Source organism: Rhizobium sp. SG570 (assembly GCF_012275345.1).
GTDB lineage: Bacteria > Pseudomonadota > Alphaproteobacteria > Rhizobiales > Rhizobiaceae > Rhizobium > Rhizobium lusitanum.
Window position 1 is genome coordinate 12497 of sequence record NZ_JAAZQI010000015.1, and the last position, 25027, is coordinate 37523.

Below are 25027 nucleotides of genomic sequence, written 5' to 3' on the forward strand. Positions count from 1 at the left end.
TGCTATGAAGATGAAAGATCAAAGTTGCTACAATCCGTGCGAATGAAGGTATTGTTTTCTGGCGCTTCATTTTTCGCTGCGCCGCTTCATCAGCAGCACCAGCAACAACGGCGCACCAACGAGTGCCGAGACCAGCCCGGCCGGAATTTGATACGGAAACACAATCATCCTGCCGAACCAGTCCGCGAGCATCATGAGCCCTCCGCCGGCGAGCGCTGCTCCGGTAAGCTGCGGGGCTGCGCGTCGCAGCTCAAGCTCTCGCGCCAGATGGGGCCCCATGAGGCCGATAAAGCTCAAGGGACCGACGACGAGTGTGGCGGCGGCGGTCATGGCGGCGGCCAGCGCGAAGAGAGATGCGCGGGCAAGGTTGACGCGGATGCCGATCGCCTGTGCGGCCTGTGGTCCGAGTGGCAGTAGATCAAGCCAGCGGCGGGCGAGGAATGCCAGCGCGAGGCCTATGGCAGCGGCAATTGCGGCGGAAATTGCCTTCTTTGTATCAACGAGATAGGTCGATCCGCTCATCCATTGCATGATAGTTAGCGCGCGCGGATCGCCGCCGGCGGAAAGCACGCTGATGACGGCATCCAACATGGCACCCAGCGCGATGCCGGTCAGCAATACCCGTTCCGGTGCGAAGCCGGAACGCATGCCGAAGGCGAAGATGGCAAGCAGGACGGTGAATGCGCCGATGCCGCCGAAGCCGAGCTGAGCGGCCATGCCGGGTGCGGGCAGGATGAAGAGTGCGGCTGTGACGCCGATGGTGGCGCCGGCCGAAATGCCCAGCACTTCGGGGCTTGCCATCTCGTTGCCGCTAAGCCGCTGGAGGATTGCGCCGACGACGCCAAGCATCGCTCCGGCGGCAAAGGCGCCAATGACACGCGGCAGACGATAGGGCAGCACGTCGGGCCAGTTCAAATAGGCAAGGGTAGTCCATGTACCATCCGGCGTGCGTCCGAAAAAGATTGCGCCGGCGAGCAGAGCGAGAAGGCCGCCGATCGTTGCAAGGAGCAGTTTTTGCGAAGTGTGTGCAGTCCGGTTCGGGCTGTGCGAAAGGGCCGGCACAGTACGCTGTATCGTCTTCAGACGCGGCAGCATCAAGAGCAGCAGCGGAGCGCCGAGCAGGGCGGTAATGGCTCCCGTCGGCAGGAAGGTCGAGGAAGCGCCGGAGAGCAGCACCAATGCCTCATCGGTCAGAAGCAGCAAGCCGGCGCCGATGAGAGGGGACCAGATAAGCTGGCTCCTCATCTGCCGCGCGCCGGAAAGCTGCGCGATCCGGGGGGCAATAAGGCCGATGAAGCCGATGACGCCGACGGCGCTGGTCACGACAGCGGCCAGCACGATGGCAAGGCAGACGGCGGCAATACGGGTCCGCTTCACCGAAAGGCCGAGCCCGCTGGCACCGCCGTCGCCAAGTTCCATAAGCGATAGCGGCCGCACCATAAGGAAAGCGGCGATGGTGAGAATCGTGATTTTCGGAAGGAGCGAGAGGGGGATGGTCCAGCTCTGCTGCGCCAGCGACCCAGCACCCCAGATGAAAAGGCCGGAGAGGTAGCGGTCGTTCATCAGAACGAGGATGGCAGCGAGCGCGCCGCTCCAGACGCTGACGATCAGTCCCGAAAGCACGAGTGCAAACGGCGAAAAGCCTCGTCTTGCACCGATCAGGAAAACGACGGCGGCTGCCGCGGCGCTGCCGAACAGAGCGACCGCATCGCGGCTGAAGCCCTCAAGCGCCGGAAAGGCGAGCATGACGGCGACGAGCGCCAGGTTGGCGCCGGCGGAAATGCCGAGCGTAGAGGGTGATGCAAGCGGATTGCGCAGCACTTGCTGCAGCAGAGTGCCTGATAGTGCGAGCGCCGCGCCGGCCAGCAGCGCGGTCGCTATTCTCGGCAGCGTCGAATAGACAAGCAACAGGTGCTGCGGATCGTAACCGACGTCCCGTACCATCAGCCGCGAAAAATCCGGCGCGACCTGATGCCAGGCAAGCAAGCCGGCAAGCACGAACAGCGTCACCGCCACGGCGGCGGCGCCGAGGGAATTGTTTGTGTTGGTGCGGATCATGCGAGCTTTTCCAGGTGATCGAGCAGAATGCGGGCGAAGCGCTCCGCCTCCTGAACCATGCCGAACATCAACGTGCCGGGCAGTACCGAGACTCGACCCGCCTTAACGAAGGGAAGGCTGGTCCACAGGGGGCTGTCTTGCAGATTGTCGAGTATATTTGGTGGAATAAGAGGTTCGAAGGCTATCAGCCGCAGGCTTTGATCGAGCGTTGCCAGTTGCTCCAGGCCGATCGTTTCGAAGCCCCAGAAATTGCCGGGTCCTGTCCAGGCGTTCCTGAGGCCGATCCTGGTCATGACGTTCTGATAGAGGCCGGTGCCGCCATAGATGCGGGCGTGGCGCTGATCGACAAAGTTGACGAGCGCCAGTGGCGGAGGCTTGAGCTTGTTCACCCGGCTGGCGCAATCGTCGAAGAACTGCTCGGACTGCGTCAGGAAATCGGTTGCCTGCTGTTGACGGCCGATGGCGGTGGCCAACAGCCGAGTGGCTTCGATGGAGCGTTGCAGGGCTTCACCGCCTTGGGCATAGATCGTCAGCTCCATGACCGGCGAAATCACTTCCAGGCGTGGCTTTAGGGGTGCGAGATAGGGTGTGGTCAGGATCAGCGCCGGTTTCAGGCTTGCCAGGATTTCGAGATTAATCTCGTTGGTGGTGCCGAGATCGACGACCCCGGCCGGCATTTTCGGCTCGACGACCCACCTGTCCCAATCGGCAAGCGAGGCGATCGCGGCGGGTGTGACGCCGAGCGCCAGCAGCGTCGAAGCAAGGCCGTAGTCGAGCGACACGATCGGTCCGGACACTGTCGCGCCGGCATATCCCGCGCGTGGGACGGCAAGGAGAGCCGCGGCAACAAGAAGCGCGTTGCGGCGCGATAGCCTCAAGCCGTGGAAATGATCCTCAGATGACATAGGCGAGCGGCGTTCCGTGCACCGGATGAGCCGTCACGCCCATGTTCGTGCCATAGATCTTATGCAGCGTTTCGGCTTTCATCAGGCTCGGTGAGGGGCCGGCGGCAATCAGGCGCCCTTGTTTCAGCGCATGCAGGTGATCGCAGAAATGCGAGGCGACATTGATGTCGTGCAGCACGAGAATGACGCTCAGGCCCTTTGTGCGGCAGAGCTCTCGCACCAGGCCGAGGATCTCCATCTGGTGGGCGATGTCGAGTGCCGAGGTCGGTTCGTCGAGAAGGAGGCAGCGACTGTCCTGCGCGACCAGCATGGCGATCCAGACCCGCTGGCGCTCGCCGCCCGAAAGCGTGTCCACCATCCGGCCCTTCAAAGTGTCGACATGCGTCAGCCGCATCGCGGTCTCGACTTTTTCGCGGTCGAGATCGGTGAAGCGGCCCAAGGCGCCATGCCAGGGATAGCGCCCGCAGGCGACCAGTTCCTCAACGGTCATGCCGGCGGCCGATGTGGTATCCTGCGGCAGATAGGCGACAGCACGGGCAAAGGCGCGCATGTCATAGGAAGCGGCGGAAACGCCGTCGAACAGGATCCGTCCACCCGTCGGCTGGATCTGGCGCGCCAGCAATTTGATCAGGGTCGATTTGCCGGAACCGTTATGGCCGATCAGTCCCGAGATCTCGCCGGCATTGAAGGCAAGATCCAGCGGATGGAGAATGGTCTTGCCATCGACGTCGAAGTGGAGGCCCTCCGTCGTGAAGACGGATACCGGATGCTGGCCGGCTTTGGGGATGGTTTCGTGTTTCATGGTCGTTCCTGCTAAGCAGCATGGCCTCGTGATATCTCGATCGCCTTCAATTGGCGGCCGTTAACGGCTTGACGAAGAACAGGCATGGATGGTCCTCGTGCCAGAGGGTAGGGAACACCTCGGCACGGATAAAGCCGTTCCCGTCATAGAAGGCGCGCGTCGCATCGTATTGCGGTTCATCCTTGCCGCGCGGCGCAAGTGTCTTCACCGTCAGCAGCTTGCAACCAGCGGACCGGGCGAACCGTTCGGCGGCGGCAAGCAGCCGCTTGCCCACGCCGCTGCCATGGTGCTGCCGCCGGGTGGCGATGACCAGGATTTCCATAGCGGCGGGAGGATGGGTCTGTACGGCAACGAAGCCGGTAACGGTGCCTTCGTCGAGACAGCCGAACATCGGCAAGGTTTCGACGGCTTTAGCACATGCCTCGATGACCTCCGGCTCTGTGAACCAGTCCGTCAGCTCCGACATGATGGCACGACAAATATCGCCCTTGGATTCGGTTATTTCGATAGCTTCCTGCATCTGTTCTTCCTTACCGGCTGGTAGCGTCATTCGGCGCTCCCGTGTCAGGCTCGCATCTCTGGGGTTCGTGGTGTTCTGCGCGGGCTGTGCGCGCGGCCGGCGGCATAATCCTGGTCGGCCTCGAGCGATATTGCAGCGAGGCAGCGTGAATGCGCCTCTCTCAACAGGCCGCAAACGAGGGCGCATGAGACGCCTGCTTCTTTGGCGATGATGTTTTGCGGAACATCCTTGAAATAATGCTCCTCGTAAAACTTGCGCGTCCTCGCGGGCATCGCCTCGACCGTGCAGCGGAAGGCTTTGTATGCCTCCGCCTCGTGCAGATGCTCTTCGGGGCTTCCGTAGGCCGACGTGTTGCCGCCGACCTCTTCTTCGACGAACAGGCCTCTCTCATAGCGCAACCGTCGCATGTGGTCCGTCGCCAGATTGCGTACCATGCGCATCACATAGGGGCCTGGTGCCGCTATGTCCTGCTTGAGCGGTTTGGAGACCAATTGCAGAAGCACCTCCTGCACGACATCTTCGGCCAATGTCATGCTGCCGGTGATCCGGCGCGCGATGGAGAGAAGCTTGGGATAGGCATGAAGGGCTGTTTGAAGTTGCTCATTGGAAGTCGACTGCAAAGTGTTGGCAATCATGTCGGGCTCTCGCTGAAATCCAAAGTTGCATTTCGGTGTGCCCCTCTTTTTTAGCGCACCGTATAAAACATGATAATGATAGTCAAGATAAAATCTAAGGGCTGGGAACCGTCTTTCCTTGCATCGGCTAGTGATTTGATTTTATTTTAATTTTAAACAATCCTCGATGAGGCTTCCAACGTCCGGATGCTGCTGCCAAACAGGCTCGTATAGCATTTGCGAGGCCGCGACGGCCCATAGAAAGTTAGGTGCATTTTCGCTACGGCAAGAGCCGAAGCGGATGAAATTAGCTTCATCGAATGCCCGATTTAACATATTTTCGGTTGTATCCGCCGGCTCGAGCGCGATGCCTCTGGGATCATCAAGGAAGCCGCGGCCACGGCACTTCAACACAGCCTCTTTTCGAACCCAATATGAGAGAAATGTCCTGTGTCGTTGCTCTGGCGCCTGTCGCTGGATGTCGTCGAGTTCCCGCTCGCACAGAATGAACGGCATGATTTCGAGCGCCTCGGTTTCGGAAATCCTATCCGGCTGCTCGATGTCGATTCCCACGCGACCGCCGCGGCAGACGGCGAGAGCAACCCTGTCTGTCGTGTGGGAAAGATTGAAGTCGATATCGGCATGATCCGGCAGATACGGCCTGCCATGCGGCGTAAGCGAGATGGTGAGGGCCTGTGGCGCGCAGCCGACCATTCTGCCGATAATGCTGCGGCAGAGAAGGCGTCCGGCGATGAACAAGCGCGCAGCATCGCGTGACCGAAATGCAGCGACGCGTGCTTTTTCCGCGTCGCTCAATAGAGCGGTCGAGATATGAAGCCCGTCGCGCAGATGCAGGCTGTGAAGCTCGATCTGCGCGATCTCTTCTCCCTTTGGGAAGGCGGGCACCTTATTCCGCAGCCTGTCCCAGATGCGAAGCGAGTTCGGATTGATGTCCCTGGGTTTCCCATTGGACGATGGGCTCGAGCTGACCGAGATCGAAATGCTCACGGCCAAGAAGTGCATTGGCGATGACGGCGCTGCGCCAGGCGGCAAGGCTGAGCTGCGGTTCCGCAATCCCGTGGCTGTGGCGCCCGGCATTGAGGACGAAGATGCGGCTTTCTCGCGGGCCGTCCCATGTCAGCGAAAAATCGCTTTCCAGCACCGGCTCGCCGATGGAGTTCAGCTCGATGCGGTTCTCAAGCGAATGCAGGAATTCGGGAAGGACGAAGCGATAGCCTGTGGCAAGCACGATCATGTCGACCGCCAGCGTCTCGATGCTGTTGTCGAAGCCATTGCGCATGGTAAGTGCGATTTCGGGACCATCCTGTTCGGCTGCGACGACATCGCGGAAGGGGCGTAACGAGATGCCCTGATCGGCGCCACCGGCCGCTTCAAGTTTCCTTTCATAGAGCCGGCGATAGAGCTTCTTCAGGGTCGAGGCGGAGACGCCGTCGCTCGCAAGCACCTGCCGGCGCGTGTGGGTGAGCCGCAACGCCTCGGGAAGCTCGTGAAAGCGCTCCATGTAGCTCGGTGTGAAGAGTTCGTTGGTGAAGGGCGTGGCATCAAGCGGCTCGAAATTTGGCCGGCGGCTGATCCAGTGGACCGACGAGACGGCGTTCAGATCCAAGAGGGCATCGACGATCTCCGCACCGCTCTGGCCGCCGCCGATGACGGCAACGCGCGGGGCCTTGACGTCGCCAAGGCGAGTGGCGGCCTCGCTGCTGTGAAAGGTCATCGACTTCAGCAGTTGCTCGGCCCAGACCGGGCGCGCCGGTATCTTGCCGACGCCGACGGAGAGATTGCGGGCGCAAACCGGGCCGTCGTCAGTCGCGATGGAAAAGAGACCGTCATTCGCATGGACTTCGCGCATGCTTGCACCGAAACGAAGCGACGTCAGGCCGCGCGCGACCCATGCGAGATAGTCAGCGAATTCCTTGCGGGGAACGGCCTCATATTCCGCATTAAGAAACTGGTAAAAGCGTTTGTGTGCAACAAGATAGGAGAGAAAGCTCCATGGGCTGGTCGGGTTGGTGGCGGTCACCAGATCCTTGAGGATGGATGTCTGCATTTCCGCGCCGGGCAGCATCATTCCCGGATGCCAGGCGAAGGCAGGTCGCCGCTCGAAAAAGCGGACCGAAAGTTGCGGTATGGAGTCGAGCTGGGCGGCAAGGCTGAGGTTGAACGGACCAATTCCGGCCCCGGCGAGGTCGAGCACGTGCGATGTCATGATGCAGCTCCAGAAGGATGTCGATTAGTTGTTCTTGCCCGCGGGCAGGATGGTCGGCGCAAAGGCGTGCTCAAGCCGTCGGGCGAAGCGCTGGTGGAATGGCGTCTTGCCGATGATCGACAGGTGGTTGGTGCCGTTGACGATCTCGGAGGCCGTGGCGTTCGGCGAATAGCGGCGCCAGTCGATGACGTTGAGCGCGCGTGTGAGGGAATCCTCGGCGGCAAAGGCATGGATGCGGAAATCCGAAGGCGCAAGGCGGTAGTTTCGAAAGATCATCGCGTTGTCGACCAGAATCCAGAACGTGTGCTCCTCGGAACCGATGTCCGGACCATCCGTCGGCAACTTGACGTTATGCTTTACGATATGGTGGAGGAACTGTTCGTAGACCTCGCCATCCATTGCGGCAAAGAGCCTCTTCCAATCCTCGCGCATCGGCGTCGTTGCGAGCCAGCTTTGCACGGCGGCATGGGTACGGTCCCTGATGCCGTCTTCGAAGCGCGGCATGATGCCGACGGTGAATTCCTCGTCCATGTCGCAAACATCGACCATGCCGATCATGCGCAGGTCGATGTCATTGCCGAGCTGCCGGGCGGCCTCATAGGCAAGAAGCCCACCCCAGGACCAGCCGAGGAAGGCGCAGGGCCGACCCTTGGCCTTCTTGCGCACTGCTTCCGCATAGCGCGCCGTGATGTCCTCGACACGGGTGCTGAGCGTCTTGGTCTCGGTTAGCGAATAGCAAATGAAGCCGGTCGCCGGCTGTTCCGGGCCGAGATAATCCACCAGGCGCATATATTCGCGCGTCGAGACGAGGAGGCCGGGGAAGCAATAGAGAACCGGCCGGTCGCCGTTTCGCCGGAGATAGACGACGTCGACGCCGGTCTCGTCGCGGCTTCCCTCGATGGCAAGTGCCAGATCGCGGATGGTCGGATGATTGAACATATCGGCTATCGAAAGCGGCCATTCGGGAAGGCGCATCTTCAGGCGTGAGACGATGCGCACGGCGGCCAGCGATTGTCCGCCGATATCGAAGAAGTTCTCGGTGACGCCGATATCGCCAATGTCGAGAATGGCCTTCCACGCGTCGAGGATTGTCTTTTCCTTCTCGCTTGCTGGCGCGACCAGTTCGCGTTCGATGCGAGGTGCGGGCAGGGCGGCGCGATCCAGCTTGCTGTTCGGCCCCATCGGCAGCTTGTCGATGATCATGATGGTTTGCGGCACCATATAATCGGGCAGGGCGGTCATGGCTGCGCGGCGCAGTTCGGTAACGCTTAAGCTTTCGCCCTCGCGCGGAACCACATAGGCGACGAGCGAGCTGCGCCCGCCTTCATTGTGCAGCAGTAGGACGGCTTCGGCGACGCGCTGGTCGGATCGCAGCACGGCCTCGATCTCGCCGGGCTCGATGCGGAAGCCGCGCAATTTGATCTGATGATCGACGCGGCCGGCGAATTCGACGATGCCATCCTCCCGCCAGCGGCCGAGATCGCCGGACTTATAGAGTCTGCCGCCTAGCGAAAAGGGATCGGGAATGAAGCGGTCCGCCGTCAGCTCCGGCTGGCCGAGATAGCCGCGTGCAAGGCCGCTGCCGCCGATATAGATTTCGCCGATCACGCCGACCGGAACAGGCGCGAGGTCGGCATCGAGCACATAGATGCGCCGCTCGCCCACGCCGCGGCCGATCGGCGCGACCGTCCCCTCGAAGCGGGTTCCCGCCGGGATTTTCCAGATCATCGGCGTCATGATCGTCTCGGTCGGGCCATAGCCATTGATCAGCATCTGCGCCTTGAGGTTCTCGGTGATCATGTCGAACACCGCTTGCGACAGCGCCTCGCCGCCGAAGGAATAGAGCCGCAGCCGCGGTATGTCGCTGTTTTCGCCGGCATATTCGGCAAGTCCGCGCACGTAGCTTGTGGGAAGGCTGGCATTGTTGACGCCGTGCCGCTTCATCACGGCGAAAGCATCTTCGGGCGTGGCGAGCTTGTCCTGTGTCAGCACCACGCCGCCACCCGCCATCAGCGGCACCATCCAGCGCTCATGCCCGCCATCTGACGTAAATGGCAGGACGGGATATTCGCAAGAATCCTCGCTCATTTCGTAGATGCGCAGGGTCGCCTTACAATGATGCGCCAAGGGACCGTGCTCGACCGCGACACCCTTCGGGACACCTGTCGAGCCGGACGTGTAGATCACATATGCGAGCTGCTGTGGGGCTATGGCGGTGGCGGGCGCGTCGCTGCTTTCCGACGAGAGATCGATTACGTCGAGATTGAGATACGGCGTGGCGATATCGCCGGGCAGATTGGCGATGTGCCGCGTGCGGGAGATGACGAGAGACAGGCCGGGAGCGGTCAGAATATGCCGGTTGCGCGCTTCGGGGTGATCCGGCTCAACCGGTGTAAAGGCGCCGCCTGATTTCAGCACGGCAAGAATGGCGACGATCGCATCGATCGACTTTTCGAGCGCGATGGCGACGCGCTTCTCAGGCCCGATCCCCAAGGAGATCAGGCGATGCGCGAGCCGATTGGCTGCCGCCTCGAGCTCGCCGTGCGTGACCGATTTCTCCCCTTGCGCAACGGCGAAGGCATACGGCCGCCGTCTGGCTTGTGCGGAGATGACCTCGTGGATCGGCACGCCGTCATCCGGCTCGGGTATGTCGGGATACGGCGCAGATAGCCTGTCCAGTTCTTCCGGCGAAACGAATGGGATGTGCTTGATCGCCTCGCCGGGGTTGCTGCCCAGCCGGGCAAGGGCGATAACCAGATCATCGGCGAAGCGGGCGATCTGCTTGGGATCATGCTTTTGCGGATCGAAGCCGATGCCGATGCGAAGCCTATCCTTGGATACCTGGGAAACAGTGACAACAAGCTCGGCATCGCGGCGCGCCGGAGGCTCGACGAGGCATCGGATCGGGGTTCCATCCGTGGCCGATTCCATAAACTGGAGCGGTGCCCGTACATCGAGAAGCGTCTTGACGAGGCCGGTGGTGTCAAAGAATTCGTCACGTCGCAGCAATGCGTCGGCAAGAGCCTCGAAGGGTAGGGATTGCCGTGCGGCGGTCTGGATTTCCTCGACGAATGTCTTGCGGACACCCTCAAGCCCCATGGCACCATCCAGTTCCGCGGTGAGGATCAACACATCCTCGCTGCGCGCCGCGATCGTCGGCGTCGCCGGCCGCGTGACCAAACCGATCCTTTGGGTGTCGTATCCGGTGTGGCGACGGAGGGCGATGCTCAGCGCGGCAAGAACGTCGCGGGACGTCTCAACCGTCGACTGTGCGTGTGCAAGGGGCTCCGGAGCGGGCACCTCCACCAAATGCTCGAACCATGCCTCATCGACTATATCCCGTCCGGCCGTTGCCTGCGGCGGGAGCGACGCGATGCTTTCCTGTGCCGTCAGCCGTTCGAACCAGAAATCGACGAGCTCCAGCGCCGGACTGCGTGGCGCGCTATTGCCGGTCATCCAGGATGCTGCGTCCGGGAGCGCGGTTTCGCTAACATCAGCCAGCACATTGGCGCTGCCGCGTATATTGCGCAGGAAATCCTTCGCAAGCAGATCGAGCGTTGCGGCATCGGCAAGGACGGCGTGGAGAGAAAATACCGCGCCGACCGCTTGCTCGCTCCTTGACAGCAGAACGAAACGGGCGGGATTGCCGCTGGCGAGATCTATGGCGCGCGCTCGTTCCGCCGAGGCCGCTGCTGCAAGCGCCTCGTCCAGACTGTCGTCGGCCGCCAAATCCACCTCGATCACATCGACATGACGACTATTCCTCAGGATCTGCTGCACAGCGCCGCCGGCTCGAGCCTCGAATTCCGATGTGATGAGCGGATGTTGACGCGAAAGTGCCGCAAGCCCTTTGCGTGCTACTGCAAGAGCGATGGGAGGGAAGGCGATAGCAAGAATTTGCCGCCCATAAATGACCTCGTTGCCCGTCTCTGATAGAAGCCAAATTCGCGACTGTGTCGGCGATAGCGAGCATTTCGCGACGTGATCCGAGTCATCAACCGCATTGGCGTTCCGGTCATGAATAGTCATTTCTTCGCCGTTCTCCTCGAAGATATTTAATACATAGCCAACATAGTAAAGTGTAATAATGTACATATCCCAATAGTTTCAATAACTATTGAGTTTAACTCGTCATCTATATTGACTTTACGACGCCAATAAATTCGATTCGTCCGTGAATTACATCGACGCAGCTGCATAACGAACGGCGTTCGCAGAAATTCAGAAAAATCTCAAAAAATATTTCCAAAAAATATTTTGAATTCCGCGGGGCGCCATTCGTCACTGCGGAATTAGCGCTGTGTGCGGCCCTGCCAATCTCAATGACGCGCGGTTTCGAGAGATGGAGAAGAACTATGGATGCTTCCGTAGCGATGAGGAGCGAAACGATGGCGTCGCAGTCATTCGATCTGCGTCTGCCGGCCGCAGGCGTTGCGAGCCATGCGCTCGCCTGCGGCCAGCCGCTTCTCGTATCGTCGGGGCTGATGTCTGGCAATTTCCGCGTCGAATATCATGGAGTGGAGGTAGCCTCGGGCAATCTGTCGGGTCCCGCCGACGTTCTGGTCTTCGACACCCTATCCGCGGCAACGGTGGCGGTTGCCGCCGACGATATTGTCAACGCCGTGCTGGAAGCCATTTTGACCTGCAATCCGCAATTGGGCTGCGTGGAGGTCAAGCTCGCGGATGATAGCCTCGTCAGGCGCCTGCTGAATTTGGGCGTGATCGAGCAGCGCGGAGACCGTCTGATCGGGCGCCCCGAAAGCTTCTTTCAGCAAACGAAGCCCTGGCTCGGGAGCATTCCTCACGCCTATCCGGAGGTGCCGATCCTGACGAACGGCGCCCTTCATCCGCAAAGGCCGCCGAAGCCGACGGGTCGGGTCTACAATCGTTTCATACCCTGGCTGAATACCCAGCTTGGATTTCACGTCGCCGATGTCGAGGCCGACCTTGAGCATTTCCATCGCTGGATGAACGATCCTCGGGTCGCCGCCATTTGGGAAGATAGCGGCGACCTCGCCTATCACCGCGATTTCATTGCCGGCCGCCTGGCCGATCCGCGCACCTTACCGTTGATCGGGACTTTCGGCGGTATTCCCTTCGGCTATTTCGAGCTCTATTGGGCCAAGGAAGATCGGATCGGACCGCATTATGACGCTGACGGCCATGATCGCGGCTGGCATGTGGCGATCGGAGAAGATGACTTCCGCGGCAAGGCCTTCGTCAGCGCCTGGCTGCCGTCGCTGATGCACTACATGTTCCTCGCCGATCCGCGCACACGGCGCATTGTCGGCGAGCCGATCCACCATCACAGCCAGCAGATCCGCAATCTTGACCGGTCCGGCTTCGCCAAGATCAAGCACATCCAGTTTCCGCACAAGAAGGCGTTGCTGGTCATGCTGCTGCGCGAGCGTTTCTTCATGGATCGACTGCTCTCGCCGGACCTTTCCGGTCTGACGGATGGCGATGGTCTGCCCGTGCTCGGTTCGCTAGCGCGGGATGCCGCGTGATGAAAGCATCCGTCGACATGAACGATCCGCGCATCCTGCGGCTCGTTCTGACGGTCGCGCTTCCGGCCGTGGCCGGGTTGGCCGCCAGCGCCGGGCATCACGCGATAAACGCGATCTTTCTTGGTGCCCTCGGGCCGGAGGTACTGGCAGGCATCAGCCTGGTCATGCCGCTGTTCCTGCTGGTGGCCGCGGCCGGTCAGGGACTCGGCATTGGCCTCGCCACGCTTCTGGCGCGCCATCTCGGCGAGGGCAATCTGACGGCCGCCTCATCGGTTGCCGCGACCGCGCTCGCTGCGACGATCCCGCTCGGCATTGTCTTGTCCGTGCTCATCTATCTCGGACTGCCCTACTTTGTCGGTGCGCTGGGAGCGAGCGATAGTCTGCTCGCGCCCGGCCTCGACTATGGACGGTTGCTCGCCTTCGGAGTCACGCTCGGGTTGCTACAGGCGGTCTGCGATTTCATTGCGATTGCCGAGGGCAACTCGCGCTTTTCGATGATCGTCCTGATCGCAAGCTTTGTCCTGAACGCCGTTCTCGATCCTGTCTTCATCTTTCTCTTCAAGCTTGGCGCATTAGGCGCCGCGCTGGCGACCATCCTTTCCGCCCTGGCGGCGCTTGCCTGCTATACCGTCTATTTCATCCGCAGATGGGGCACGGTCCGCGTGACGAGCGGATTGGTTCGCTGGCAATTGCTGCGGCCGATGGCGAGGATCGGCGTTCCCGCCGCTGCCACGAGCGTCGTGACCGGGTTCGGCTTTCTCGTGCTGATGCGTGAGGCTGCGGTCCATGGTGGCGACACCGGAGTGGCGGCTACTGCGATTGCCGTTCGACTGATGACGTTGGGTCAGCTTCCCATCGTCGGCTTCTGCCTTGGGGCCCAGAGCGTCGCCAGCCATGCCTTCGGCTCTGGCGATGCGCTTCGGCTCAAAAGCGTGATCCGCATTATGCTGGCGGTAACGGTGCCCGTCGCGTTGCTCTATTCCGTTCTGCTGTTTGTGGCTGCCGAACCGATGGCGCGGCTGTTCACCGGTCGCCCGCAGGTCGTCGATGAGGCTGTGGCGTGGCTGCGCGCCCTCTTTCCGGTCTTTCCCCTGGCTGCCTTTCAGTCCGTGCTGCTCGTGATGCTGCAATCCCGGGGCAGGGCCGGCTTGTCCGCGCTCGTAGGGCTTGCGCCGCAAGGCTATCTCCTCATTCCGCTTCTGCTCCTGCTGCCGCTCTGGATGGGTTTTGCGGGCGTGTCCGCAGCTCCTGCGGCAGCTGCAATCCTCGCCGCCATGCTCGGCCTCTTCGTCGCACGGAGAGAATGGCTTGCCATTCTGCCGGCCGAAACCGGGGGGCAACTGAGCGGCCAATCGACACTCCACTCCCGACCAAGAGGAACGTCATGAACGAGACACCGAGATTCGATGCCTATCGGCAAGCCATTCCCGATACGCTGATGCCCCGCCGCGACGACCCGTTCGACGCGGCGGTACCACCGATCTATCAGACGTCGCTGTTCCTGTTCGACAGCTACAAGGAGCTCGAGGATGTCTTCGCCGGCCGCTCGAAGAAGCCGATCTATTCGCGCGGCGACAATCCGACGGTGCAGCTCCTGGAGCGCAGGATCGCCGAGATGGAGGGCGCCGAGGAGGCGCGCGCCTTTGCGAGCGGCATGGGCGCCATTGCGGCGGCGGTCCTTGCCTTCGTCGGCCCGGGAGATCGCATCGTCACCGTGCGGCACGTCTACAGCGATGCCTTCCGCTTCTTCGAAAAGGTGCTGAAGCGCTTTGGCGTCATCGTCGACTATATTGACGGCACCGACACCGAGGCCATGATCGCGGCCCTTCCCGGCGCACGGCTTGCCTATCTCGAAAATCCAACCTCGATGGTGTTCGAGCTGCAGGATCTGCCTGTCATCGCCGAGGCCGCGCGCCGCCACGGCGTCGTGACGATCGTCGACAACTCCTGGGCAACGCCGCTCTACCAGAACCCGCTCGCCCTCGGCATCGATCTCGTCATCCACGCGGCCTCGAAATATCTGGGCGGACAGAGCGATACGGTGGCAGGTCTTGTTGCCGGCTCGAAGGCACATATCGGCCGGATCAACAGCGAAATCTACCCCTATACGGGTGCAAAGCTGGCGCCGTTCGAGGCATGGCTGGTCCTGCGCAACCTGGAGACCCTGCCGTTCCGGATGCGTCATCACCACGAGGCCGGCCTTGAGGTCGCGTCCTGGCTTGACGCACATGAGGACGTGACCAATGTCATGCACCCGGCGCTCGGCGAACATGCCGGCAAGCGCACTTTTAGCGGCTTCGGCGGGCTGTTCTCGTTCGAAGTTTCCGATCGCATCGATGTGGCAAATTTCGTTGACGCGCTGCGCCTCATTCGCATCGGGGTCAGCTGGGGCGGCCCGGAGAGCCTCGTCGTCCCGGCAAAGGCGGCGCTCAGCATCTCGCCGGAGACCAATGTCTTTGCACGATTTGGCGTCAGCGACCGCACGATCCGCCTGAACGTCGGGCTTCATTCAGCCGCAGCCGTTATCTCCGATCTTGAGCAGGCGCTGCTGACGGCAAGACGATAGCAATTTCAGTGTCTCAGATTGCCAAGCGGGCGGAGTGGCACTACTGCTCCGCCCGTCCTATTATCCATTTTGATTTTATTCCCGCCCCACGCTGACCGAGAAAAGATGACCATTCCTTCCAATGAAATACTGAGCGCGTTAGCAACGGAATATGGAACGCCGCTCTGGATCTACGATGCCGCCGCGATCCGTCGTCGCATCAGGCAACTGTCCGCATTCGACGTCGTGCGCTTTGCGCAAAAGGCCTGTTCGAACATTCATATCCTGCGGGAAATGCGCAAGGCGGGCGTCCGCGTCGACGCCGTTTCCCTCGGCGAGATCGAGCGGGCGGCACGGGCAGGCTTTGCAACCGGCACCGCGTCCGAGGCAGCGGAGATCGTCTTTACCGCCGATGTTTTCGACCGACCGACGCTTGAGCGGGTCATTGCCGACAAGATCGAGGTCAATATCGGCTCGATCGACATGTTGCATCAGCTGGGTGAGCGCTCGCCGGGCCACAGGGTTTGGTTGCGCATCAATCCGGGTTTCGGCCATGGCCATAGCAACAAGACCAATACCGGCGGCGAAAACAGCAAGCACGGCATCTGGTTCGAGCAGCTGCAGGACGCGGTGGCGCTGACGCAGAAATATTCCCTGAGGCTCGTCGGCCTGCATATGCATATCGGCTCCGGCGTCGACTACGGCCATCTGCAACGCGTCTGCGGCGCGATGGTCGGCTTCTGCCGCGATCTTGGCGTCGACATCGAGGCGATCTCCGCTGGCGGCGGTCTTTCCGTGCCTTACAAGGAAGGTGAGGAAGAAATCGATCCCTCGCATTATTTCTCGCTCTGGGATGCGGCGCGGCGTGAAGTCGAGGCGCATTTCGGTCATCCGATCCGACTGGAGATCGAACCTGGGCGCTTCTTGACTGCGGATTCCGGGGTGCTGCTCGCCGAGGCGAGGGCCGTCAAGACCATGGGCCGGAACCGGTTCGTGCTTGTTGATGCCGGCTTCAGCGATCTCGCCCGGCCGGCCATGTATGGCAGCTATCACCACATTTCGGTCATCCCCGAAAAGACGCCACGCAGCGCTGAAACAGCGACCTTGCCGACAGTCGTAGCCGGCCCCTTATGCGAATCTGGCGATGTCTTCACCCAGGCGGAATCCGGAATAGTGCAGCAACGCGATCTCCCCGAAACCCATGTCGGCGACTATCTCATTTTCCATGGCGCCGGCGCCTATGGCGCGACGATGTCGTCGAATTACAACAGCCGGCTCTATGCGCCCGAGGTGTTGATCGATGGCGGAACGCATAGGTTGATCCGCAGGCGCCAGACATTTGATGAGCTGTTGGCCTTGGAGGATGTCTAAGCGAGAGCATCGGCTTCTTGGCAGGGTGCCGGCATGAAGCGAGCGGGGACACAGCAACCATTTTGTGGTTGATGCGCCGTTCTTGTCCGGAGATCTCATTCAAAGATGTCGACGAGCTCTCCGGTCATCAGCGCGGGGGCTTTTCCGCGGTTGCGAAATGAATATAGTGGGCACCACCGGGCGACGTGGTGCCCGATCTTCATCTCATTGTCCTTGGCCACAAGGCGCGAAAGTTCTGCACCGACATGCTGGCCTGGCTTGATCAGAAAACCGAAATCGTTGAGCACGCCGATCAGGCGACGCAAATTTTCGAGCCGGCTCATGCCGCCTATTACAGCGGTAGGCCCGGTCAACCGCTGAAGCTTATGTTGCAGGCGCGCAGCGATTTCCTGTCCATCTGGCGGCGCGCGGATTATCGGGAGCATGTGGCCGAATTCAAGCTGTTCGGCCGTCAACTCGTCATCGTCAATTCGCCGGATGCGATCCGTTACGTGGTCGCCAAGCGCCATGAAAATTTCGAGCGCAAGACGCCGCAGATGCGCCGGGCGCTGGAATATCTGCTGGGCGACGGGCTGTTCATCTCCGACAAGGAGACCTGGAAACAGCGGCGGCCGCTGGTCTCCGATATCGTGCACAAGAACCGCGTGCCGGCCTTCGGCGCAATCATGCAGAATACCGCAAGCGAACTCGCCGACCGTTGGCAGGGCCTTGGCGATGGCGCTGAGGTCAATGCCCTGTTCGAAATGGCAGGGCTGACGGCGGAAATCATCTCACGCAGCGTCTTCGGCAACGATCTTGGCGAGGACAGCGCCAATGCCGTTACCGAAGGCTTCGCAAGCTATCAGGCCTTGGTTGATTCCATCAATCTCGGTTATTTCCTGGGCTTCGACGAGGGGCTGCCGATCATCAAGACGCCGAGCCTTCGCCGATCGGTGAAACGCATCCATCGCATCATCGATCAGGTGATCGAGGATCATTTGGCCGGCAAGGGGGACAACAGCTCGATGGTCGAGCTCCTGATCCGCCGGCAGCGGCGCAATCCGGAGCTGAAGCTCGATGTCGTGGCACTCAGGAACGAGGCGGCGACGATCTTCATGGCTGGACATGAGACCACTGCCGCGACCTTGACCTGGGCATGGTATCTGCTTGCCGGCGCACCCTGGGTGGAGGAGGCGGTTTATGCGGAAATCGAAACCGTCTGCGGCGACCGGGTGCCGTCGATCGATGACGTTGCGAAGCTCGACTGGTGTCGGGCTGTCATTGAGGAGACGCTGAGGCTTTATCCGCCGGTGCCGATCCTGGCGCGGCAGGCGGCCGAAGCAGACGAGATCGGCGGCGTGAAGGTGCGCAAGGCGGCGCTCGTCCTGATCGTGCCGTGGATACTGCATCGCACGGAGACGCTTTTTCCCAAACCACATCGCTTCTATCCCGAACGCTTTCTCGGGGAGGGGCGTCCAACGCCTTACAGCTACATTCCCTTCGCCGCCGGCCCCCGCGTGTGCCCCGGCCTGCAGTTCGGCCTCACCGAGGCGATCCTTTGCCTCGCAATCCTCGCCCAACGCTTTCGGGTGCGCGTGAAGGAGGGCCACAAGGTCCAGCCGCAATGCCGCCTGACACTGCGACCGCGTGGCGGCATGCCCGTGACGCTGCACAGGCGCTAAGGTGGCAACCGGCGACGAGACCGGCAGAAAAACTGCCGGCAGCAAACGCAAAGCCTGGACCTACGAGGCTCCCAAGGCACTGCCGCTCGCCGATTTCCTGGCCGGCGGCGATCGACGCAAGGCGTTTCTGCGCTACTGGCTTTATGAGAATGTCGACAACGCCATAGATCTCCTTTTCTACTTTGCCTTCATGCTTTTACCTGCCCGAGCGTGTTCCGCGCTCGGCGGGTGGCTGGGCCGGCTCCTAGCGCCGCGTTTCCACAAAGGGGCTTATGCTCGCGCCGCGGCCAACCTGAAGATGATAAGGCCGGATCTCAGCGACACCGAGCTTGAGACGCTTCTGGAGCGCTACGCCGATTCACAAGGCCGGCAGATGGCCGAATATTCCGTCGTGCCCCGATTGGCGCGCCGCCATGTCCGCAAAATCGGCACGGAAGGATTGGTCGAGCGTTGCGCCGAAGGTCCGGTGATTTTCATCGCGCCGCATGTCAGCAACTGGGAGGTGCTGTGGCATTGCCTGCTCGACATGGGATTGGCAGTGACTATGAACTACGACCCGCCCAAGCGCCGCTCGCGCCACTACATCGTCAACCGACTGCGCAAGGGTGCGGGCCTTGGGATCCTGAAACCCGGCCGCAGCTTCGTGCGTCCGGCGCTGCGGATCCTAGAGAATAGCGGCAACCTGCTGATGTTCTGCGACGAGGGCTTCAACGGCCGAATCCGCGCGCCCTTCTTTGGCCAGCCAGCGCATCTGGAGGGCAACTACGCCATCATCGCGCGGATGGCGCGTAAGACGAATGCGTTGATCTACCCGCTCTTTATCGCACGGGAAGGAGGAGCGAGCTTTGTGCTGAAGGCATTGGAGCCGTTCAGGCTGCCGGCAACTGACGCGCCGGAAGATCAGCTTACCGAGGATGTTCGGCTCTTGAATGCAGTAATCGAGCCAATTGTGCGTGAAAATCCGGAGCAGTGGTATTTTATCGACAACCAAATGCCAGCTGCCAACATCTGAACTTCATGCTGACGGAGCTTGCGGATGGAACTCCCCGTTTCAGCCGCTTGGTGCATTGGCAATGCCAGCCGTCATATTTGGTTCAGATAATCTTCGACGCGGTGCGCCAGATCAAGTGGATCATGGCCTATGGTATGCAGATGTATATCTGCATTTTCGGGCGCCTCATAGGGCGAAGAAATTCCTGTGAAATTGGGGATCTGTCCCGCCATAGCCTTTTTATAGAGACCCTTAGGGTCGCGCCGCACGCATTCTTCAATTGGTGCGTCCACAAAGACCTCGATAAATTCACCGTCAGGCATGAGCTCGCGCGCCATTTGCCGCTCGGATTGGAACGGCGAAATGAACGATACCAGCACAATAAGGCCGGCATCGGTCATCAATTTCGCGACCTCAGCAATGCGCCGAATGTTCTCCACGCGGTCCTCGGCCGTGAAGCCGAGATCGCGGTTGAGACCATGGCGGACATTGTCGCCGTCGAGCAGGAAAGTGTGCTTTCCCTTCGCATGCAACAGTTTCTCGACGAGATTGGCGATCGTCGATTTGCCGGATCCCGATAGGCCTGTGAACCACAATACGACAGGACGCTGGTTCTTCTGCTCGGCACGGGCGGCTTTGTCGATCGTCAAAGCTTGCCAGTGGACGTTCTGCGCGCGGTGGAGCGAATGGATAATCATTCCGGCGCCGACGGTCGCGTTCGTGAATCGGTCGATCAATATGAAATTGCCGGTTACGCGACTCTCGGCATAGCTGTCGAAGCAGATCGGCTGCTGGGTTGACAGGTTGCATACGCCGATCTCGTTCATCGCCAGCGTCTTTGCGGACTGATGGGCGAATGTATTGACGTCAATGCTATATTTGAGCGCTGTCACGGTGGCGCTCACACTATCCGTCTCGGTCCTTAGAATATAGGCGCGGCCGGGTATCAACGCCTCATGGCTGAACCAGATGACATGGGCTTGGAACTGGTCGGAAACGTTGGGTCTTTCGGTCGGAGAAACCAGCAGATTCCCACGCGACAATTCCAGTTCATCCCTTAAGACCAAGGTGACGGCCTGTCCCTCAAAAGCCGAGGTCTGGTCCCCATCATAGGTGACGATGCGCTTTACCGTGGTTTGCTGGCCGGACTTTGCGACCGTGACGGCATCGCCCACGCAAACCGTTCCCGAGGCGACCTGGCCGGAAAAGCCTCGAAAATCGAGATTTGGTCGATTAACCCATTGTACCGGAAAGCGGAACGCCTTTTCGGAAGCGTTGCTATCGGCCGAGATGCTTTCGAGATGGTCAAGCAATGACGGACCATCGTACCACGGCGTGTCTGTCGATTTTGTTGCTATGTTGGCGCCATAGCGCGCGGATATCGGTATCGGCCTGATGGTTGCAAAGGCGAGTTCTTTGGCGAACGCCTTATAGTCGGCGACTATCTCTTCATAGGTTGCCTGCTCATATTGCAGCAGATCCATCTTGTTGATCGCAAGCACGACATGGCGGATGCCAAGCAGCGATGCGATGTAAGTGTGGCGCTTTGTCTGCTGCAGGACACCTTGACGGCAATCGACCAGGACAATCGCAAGGTCAGCCGTCGATGCGCCGGTGACCATATTGCGCGTATATTCCTCGTGACCGGGAGCGTCGGCAACAATGAACGTGCGCTTCGGCGTAGAGAAAAACCGGTAAGCGACATCAATCGTGATCCCCTGCTCGCGCTCTGCGTCCAAGCCGTCGACCAAAAGCGCAAAATCCACGTCATCGCCCGTGGTGCCGTATTTGACGCTGTCCTGCTCCAAAGTGGAAAGCTGGTCGTCGAAGAGACTTTTGGTATCGTAGAGCAAGCGCCCTATGAGTGTTGATTTGCCGTCGTCGACGGAACCACAAGTCAGGAAGCGTAGGAGAGATTTGCTATCCTGGTTAGAACGACAGCCATCCACATGACAAAGAGGAACGGGGCTGATCCCATCATTCATCAAAAGTAACCTTCGCGCTTCTTTTTTTCCATCGAACCTGCCTCGTCCTTGTCTATAAGGCGGCCCTGTCGTTCCGAGGTGCGAGCCGCCAGCACTTCGCCAACGATATCCTCAAGTGTCGTAGCGGTCGATTCTATAGCGCCGGTGAGAGGGTAGCAACCAAGCGTGCGAAAGCGAACCATCCGCTCTTCCACCACATCCGTCGCAGCGAGCGGCAAACGCTCGTCGTCCACCATGATCAACATGCCGTCCCGATCAACCACAGGTCGTTTGGCGGCGAAATAGAGCGGCACGATCGGGATCTTTTCCAGCATGATGTATTGCCAAATATCGAGTTCGGTCCAGTTGGACAACGGAAACACCCGAATCGACTCGCCCTTATTCACCCGCGTATTATAGGTCTTCCACATTTCGGGGCGCTGGTTTTTTGGATCCCAGGAATGTTTTACGGTGCGAAAAGAGAAGATGCGCTCCTTGGCACGCGATTTCTCCTCGTCGCGCCTGGCTCCGCCGAAAGCGGCATCGAAGCCGTATTTATCGAGCGCTTGCCGCAGCGCTTCCGTCTTCATGATCTGGGTATAGCTATTCGAGCTGTTGGTGAATGGACTTACGTGCTGGTCGATGCCGTCGCGATTAATATAAACGAGAAGCTCGATGCCTTGTTTGGCTGCCATCTGATCACGAAACGTGATCATCTCTTTGAATTTCCACGTTGTGTCGACATGCAAGAATGGAAACGGCGGCTTCCCTGGATGAAATGCTTTTATTGCAAGGTGCATCATCACCGAAGAATCTTTACCGATGGAATAAAGCATCACCGGATTGGAAAACGTCGCGGCGACCTCGCGCAGAATGTGGATTGTCTCGGCCTCGAGCATTTGGAGGTGACTGGTTGACATGCTAACGGCTCACGGCATTTGAAACTAACATAGTACTCATAAAATTCATGCGCTCTACGCGGTAAGCTGCCTTCTATAAACCATATGTCGCTTTACGATGAAGCTTTCTATTCCCAAGAGACTATTTCGGGAAAGGAAATCATATCCTGAAGATAATGGAGCCACCTTTCAAGGAAGAATAAGTCATTGGTAATTTTCCGGCACGTTTCATCTGCTGCGTACCGCAAATATGGCATGGGCACCAATTTGTTGGCGACACCGAAGCCCATCGTCAGCCCGATCATGGCCGTCAATCCGCAGCTCTCAAGAATGCTGTTTCGTCTCTCACCACAAGAGAGGCGAAAAGTCCGAGCAACAGCTCATCTCCATATCCGAGCAGCAGTAAACCAGCTTTACGCTGTCACCCGCGCCGCTCGCCGATCACGAAGAAGTTTCTTGTGGCTGCCTATGCGGCTATCCTTCCTTCCCTAGCATCCCACAATTTATCGATGTCGATACCTAATAGGGTTTCAGAGAGTTTTCGGGGTGCATAGGCTAGACTGATTGGCAGAGTCACCCCCCACGCGAGAGGGGAAACGCGTTCTGCTTGCGCTCCGATATCAAAGACGACAGGCGGTATGAGCAATTTCAAGGCCATTGATAAAGCATAGCAGAATGTTTCCGGCCAGATGCTCGGAATTAGCACGAAATCTGGCTGCGTCCGAGACAGAATGTCCAAGGCCTCTGCTTCAGTATGATACGGGCCGGTGATGGAAACGCCATGGGACCTCAATAGATCATCGTTGCTGCTGTAGCCCACCAAAGTGTAGACGAGTTCGAGATTTCTGTTTTTAGCGTCAACTGCTAATGCTGTTAAAACATCGCTGCCTTTGTGGGGCCCGATCGCCCCGATAACAGCGACTTTGATCCTCTTGTCCTTGGCGCGACGAGTCGCAATCGGGAAATCGGGAAGGTGATCATCATGCGGAACTACGTTGAAGGTTACCCTCGGAAATTCGCGTGCAAGAATGGCATTGGCTGCCTTGCTTGGGACTTCTACCGCAGCAGCCTTCTCTAAAAAATCAGTATAGGCCTCAAGCCGTTCATCTGGATCGCAAATGTCGATGCTACCGGAATTCTCAATCATTGTTGACCAAGCGCGGCGTTCCTGAATTGACGGAATGGGTACATAAATATTGTCGGGTCGAAGAAGCTGATAGTGATGGCTGATGGACGAGTAGTCGTGCCCCACGTACTTGTACGGAATGCCGCTCTCGCTGATAAGTTCGAGCAGTTTCTTATGCCAATGCCAGTCGATGCCGGCGAAGCTGTTCACATGGAAAAGTTTCGGCGACAGCTTATAAATCATCTCGGCGACGAGGCCGAACTCGTTTCTTAGATCAATATTTGCGAGGTTAGGAACAAAGAGCCCGTAGCCGGTATTGACCGTAATTCGGCAACCATCATGCACTTGGAGTGTGACAAAATTGGATTTCTTCTTCTTCAAAGCTTCTATCTGCTGTTTCAGATAGGTGTTTATTCCACCACCCCATTTGTGGGTCACAAAAACAGTGGCGCCACATAGCGCAGCGGAAAGACGTTCCATGTCCAGCCTGCGTCGCAGATGCAGTTCTGGGTCTGCCATGATGTGGCCGCGAACTAACGGGGAGTAATTCGGATGATTCACTTCCAAGGCCTTTTGACCCTTGTTGAAATTCTCTTCCTTTATCGCGGAGAAAGACACAGATCCCGTGTGGAATACAAACACATCGCCGACGATCAGGTTTTTGTAACCGTGATTGAGGGCACGCATGCAAAAATCGTTTTCTTCGCCGTAGCCGACCTTAAATGCGTCCGAGTCGAGTGCTCCGATTTTGTTGATGGCGTTGCGGCTCATATAGAAGCAGAAACCGACGCCGGTTGGGGTTTCAACAGCAAGACCCCTGTTGGCATTTGCCGCTAGCGCATCCAATTGTTCGGGTGTGCATTCGAGAGCCAGAAAGTTATCACGATGGGCTAGGGGATAACTGCAGATCGTCGCGTTATTGGAAAGAGGAGTGACCGTAGCCACAGTGGGATCAATCGCGTGCGCTTTGAGACGATTGAACCAACCAGGGAAAACGTAAGCGTCCGAATTCAACAGAACGACATCGTGGTTCCCGCTCAGTTCCTTAATCGCATAGTTGCAGGTTTGCACAAAGCCACGGTTTATCACGCTTGCATGATATTCAAACAATCCTTTGGCCGCGAGAGACCGAAGAGTAGCATTTATAGCGTCATCTGGGCTTCTATCGTTGATCACCAATAGAGAATATCGATCATTTCCCCTTGAGGAAACGGCGTGATAAATTGAAGTCATCGTTTCTTCATATCCCTTGTAAACAGGGATTATGACCACCGCCTCGGTATCATCGTTTATGGTTGCGGCTGAAAGCTTGCTCCACTGCTCATCGGTTGGCGAAAATGGCTCAAACCAATAGTGGTCGCTAACAGGGTTCGCTCGGCTGCCGGTTGCGTTGCCGCGCTTCGCGAAATGTGACAAGAGGAATTCACCAGGTTTCAGATCGGCATTGCGATCGCGATAGAAGGCATTGTCGAAGAATGGCGAGGGATTTCGGTTTTCCTTCCATCCATAAAGAAGATAGTGGATATCGCCGTCCTTGGTAGCGCCCCGAACATCAGGATTGGAGTTGAGATAGAAATTGTTGTCGAAATGCGACTCCATGGCAGACAGAACGTCCACATAACGGGAGCTGGTTCCAATTAGGCTTGATAGTTCGGTGGCAATTTCTTCTGATCGTTGCTTTTCATACTCCGCCCGTAGGATCGTAAAGGCACCCCATATGTCGCCGGCGTCGCGAGTTCTATGGGCGCGCTGCAGTTCTGTTTCTGGAGGCTTGGTGCTTGGTCGACTTTTTGAAAATACCGGAATACGCAACGGAGTCCTCATGTAATCTCTGGTT

At 59.0% G+C, this 25027-nt stretch carries 18 protein-coding genes; 6 read left to right on the top strand and 12 right to left on the bottom strand.

The annotated features are described in order from the left end of the window. Window positions 1-66: 66 nt before the first annotated feature. The 8 genes from fhuB to FHT28_RS26045 all read right to left on the bottom strand — a co-directional run bounded on the left by fhuB (window position 67) and on the right by FHT28_RS26045 (window position 11155). Window positions 67-2058, bottom strand: a complete 1992-nt coding sequence (gene fhuB / locus FHT28_RS26010) for a Fe(3+)-hydroxamate ABC transporter permease FhuB (RefSeq protein ID WP_210255870.1) — start codon at window positions 2056-2058, stop codon at window positions 67-69. Further along, entirely contained in the window at window positions 2055-2963 is a 909-nt protein-coding gene (locus tag FHT28_RS26015) for an iron-siderophore ABC transporter substrate-binding protein (protein WP_168597755.1), read from the bottom strand. Before FHT28_RS26015 ends, fhuB begins: the two co-directional genes overlap by 4 nt. Then, window positions 2953-3765: an ATP-binding cassette domain-containing protein gene (locus FHT28_RS26020; RefSeq protein ID WP_168597756.1), complete on the bottom strand. Its 813-nt coding sequence runs from the start codon at window positions 3763-3765 to the stop codon at window positions 2953-2955. Before FHT28_RS26020 ends, FHT28_RS26015 begins: the two co-directional genes overlap by 11 nt. A 46-nt stretch (window positions 3766-3811) precedes the next feature. Further along, window positions 3812-4285 carry a GNAT family N-acetyltransferase gene (locus tag FHT28_RS26025; RefSeq protein ID WP_113119488.1) on the bottom strand — a complete coding sequence of 158 codons (474 nt, stop codon included), beginning with the start codon at window positions 4283-4285 and terminating at the stop codon, window positions 3812-3814. Window positions 4286-4329: 44 nt separating this feature from the next. Then, window positions 4330-4920 (bottom strand): sigma-70 family RNA polymerase sigma factor, encoded by a 591-nt coding sequence (locus tag FHT28_RS26030; RefSeq protein WP_246704951.1) that lies wholly within the window; start codon window positions 4918-4920, stop codon window positions 4330-4332. Between the two features lie 141 nt (window positions 4921-5061). Next, window positions 5062-5715: a 4'-phosphopantetheinyl transferase superfamily protein gene (locus tag FHT28_RS26035; protein WP_246704952.1), complete on the bottom strand. Its 654-nt coding sequence runs from the start codon at window positions 5713-5715 to the stop codon at window positions 5062-5064. Window positions 5716-5806: 91 nt separating this feature from the next. After that, window positions 5807-7126 (bottom strand): lysine N(6)-hydroxylase/L-ornithine N(5)-oxygenase family protein, encoded by a 1320-nt coding sequence (locus FHT28_RS26040; RefSeq protein WP_168597758.1) that lies wholly within the window; start codon window positions 7124-7126, stop codon window positions 5807-5809. Between the two features lie 24 nt (window positions 7127-7150). Continuing rightward, on the bottom strand, window positions 7151-11155 hold the full coding sequence (locus FHT28_RS26045) for a non-ribosomal peptide synthetase (RefSeq protein ID WP_168597759.1): 4005 nt from the start codon (window positions 11153-11155) through the stop codon (window positions 7151-7153). Between the two features lie 326 nt (window positions 11156-11481). Between FHT28_RS26045 and FHT28_RS26050 the strand changes: the two genes are divergently transcribed. From FHT28_RS26050 to lysA, 4 genes are all read left to right on the top strand, one after another. Continuing rightward, window positions 11482-12633 carry a GNAT family N-acetyltransferase gene (locus tag FHT28_RS26050; RefSeq protein WP_168597760.1) on the top strand — a complete coding sequence of 384 codons (1152 nt, stop codon included), beginning with the start codon at window positions 11482-11484 and terminating at the stop codon, window positions 12631-12633. Next, window positions 12633-14021 carry an MATE family efflux transporter gene (locus FHT28_RS26055; protein WP_168597761.1) on the top strand — a complete coding sequence of 463 codons (1389 nt, stop codon included), beginning with the start codon at window positions 12633-12635 and terminating at the stop codon, window positions 14019-14021. The genes FHT28_RS26050 and FHT28_RS26055 overlap by 1 nt, the downstream gene beginning before the upstream one ends. Next, window positions 14018-15199, top strand: coding sequence for a PLP-dependent transferase (locus FHT28_RS26060; protein ID WP_168597762.1), 1182 nt, complete (start codon window positions 14018-14020; stop codon window positions 15197-15199). The genes FHT28_RS26055 and FHT28_RS26060 overlap by 4 nt, the downstream gene beginning before the upstream one ends. Before the next feature lie 105 nt (window positions 15200-15304). Further along, the gene (lysA, locus tag FHT28_RS26065; protein ID WP_168597763.1) at window positions 15305-16549 is read left to right on the top strand and encodes a diaminopimelate decarboxylase; all 1245 of its coding nucleotides are present in this window, start codon (window positions 15305-15307) and stop codon (window positions 16547-16549) included. Window positions 16550-16644: 95 nt separating this feature from the next. On the opposite strand, the gene FHT28_RS36385 is transcribed toward lysA, so the two are convergent. After that, complete coding sequence (locus tag FHT28_RS36385; RefSeq protein ID WP_246704960.1) at window positions 16645-17004, bottom strand: hypothetical protein; 360 nt, start codon at window positions 17002-17004, stop codon at window positions 16645-16647. On the opposite strand from FHT28_RS36385, the gene FHT28_RS26070 reads away from it, so the two are divergent. Continuing rightward, window positions 16975-18210: a cytochrome P450 gene (locus FHT28_RS26070; RefSeq protein WP_348645021.1), complete on the top strand. Its 1236-nt coding sequence runs from the start codon at window positions 16975-16977 to the stop codon at window positions 18208-18210. The genes FHT28_RS36385 and FHT28_RS26070 overlap by 30 nt on opposite strands. Before the next feature lies 1 nt (window position 18211). Then, a complete protein-coding gene (locus tag FHT28_RS26075; protein WP_168597764.1) occupies window positions 18212-19222 on the top strand; it encodes a lipid A biosynthesis lauroyl acyltransferase in 1011 nt (336 codons plus the stop codon). 71 nt (window positions 19223-19293) lie between these two features. Here the strand turns inward: FHT28_RS26075 and cysN are convergent, their stop codons facing one another. From cysN to FHT28_RS26090, 3 genes are all read right to left on the bottom strand, one after another. Next, on the bottom strand, window positions 19294-21186 hold the full coding sequence (gene cysN, locus FHT28_RS26080) for a sulfate adenylyltransferase subunit CysN (protein WP_168597765.1): 1893 nt from the start codon (window positions 21184-21186) through the stop codon (window positions 19294-19296). Beyond that, the gene (gene cysD / locus FHT28_RS26085) at window positions 21186-22085 is read right to left on the bottom strand and encodes a sulfate adenylyltransferase subunit CysD (protein ID WP_168597766.1); all 900 of its coding nucleotides are present in this window, start codon (window positions 22083-22085) and stop codon (window positions 21186-21188) included. The genes cysN and cysD overlap by 1 nt, the downstream gene beginning before the upstream one ends. 445 nt (window positions 22086-22530) lie before the next feature. Continuing rightward, window positions 22531-25002 carry a glycosyltransferase gene (locus FHT28_RS26090; protein ID WP_168597767.1) on the bottom strand — a complete coding sequence of 824 codons (2472 nt, stop codon included), beginning with the start codon at window positions 25000-25002 and terminating at the stop codon, window positions 22531-22533. Window positions 25003-25027: the final 25 nt, after the last annotated feature.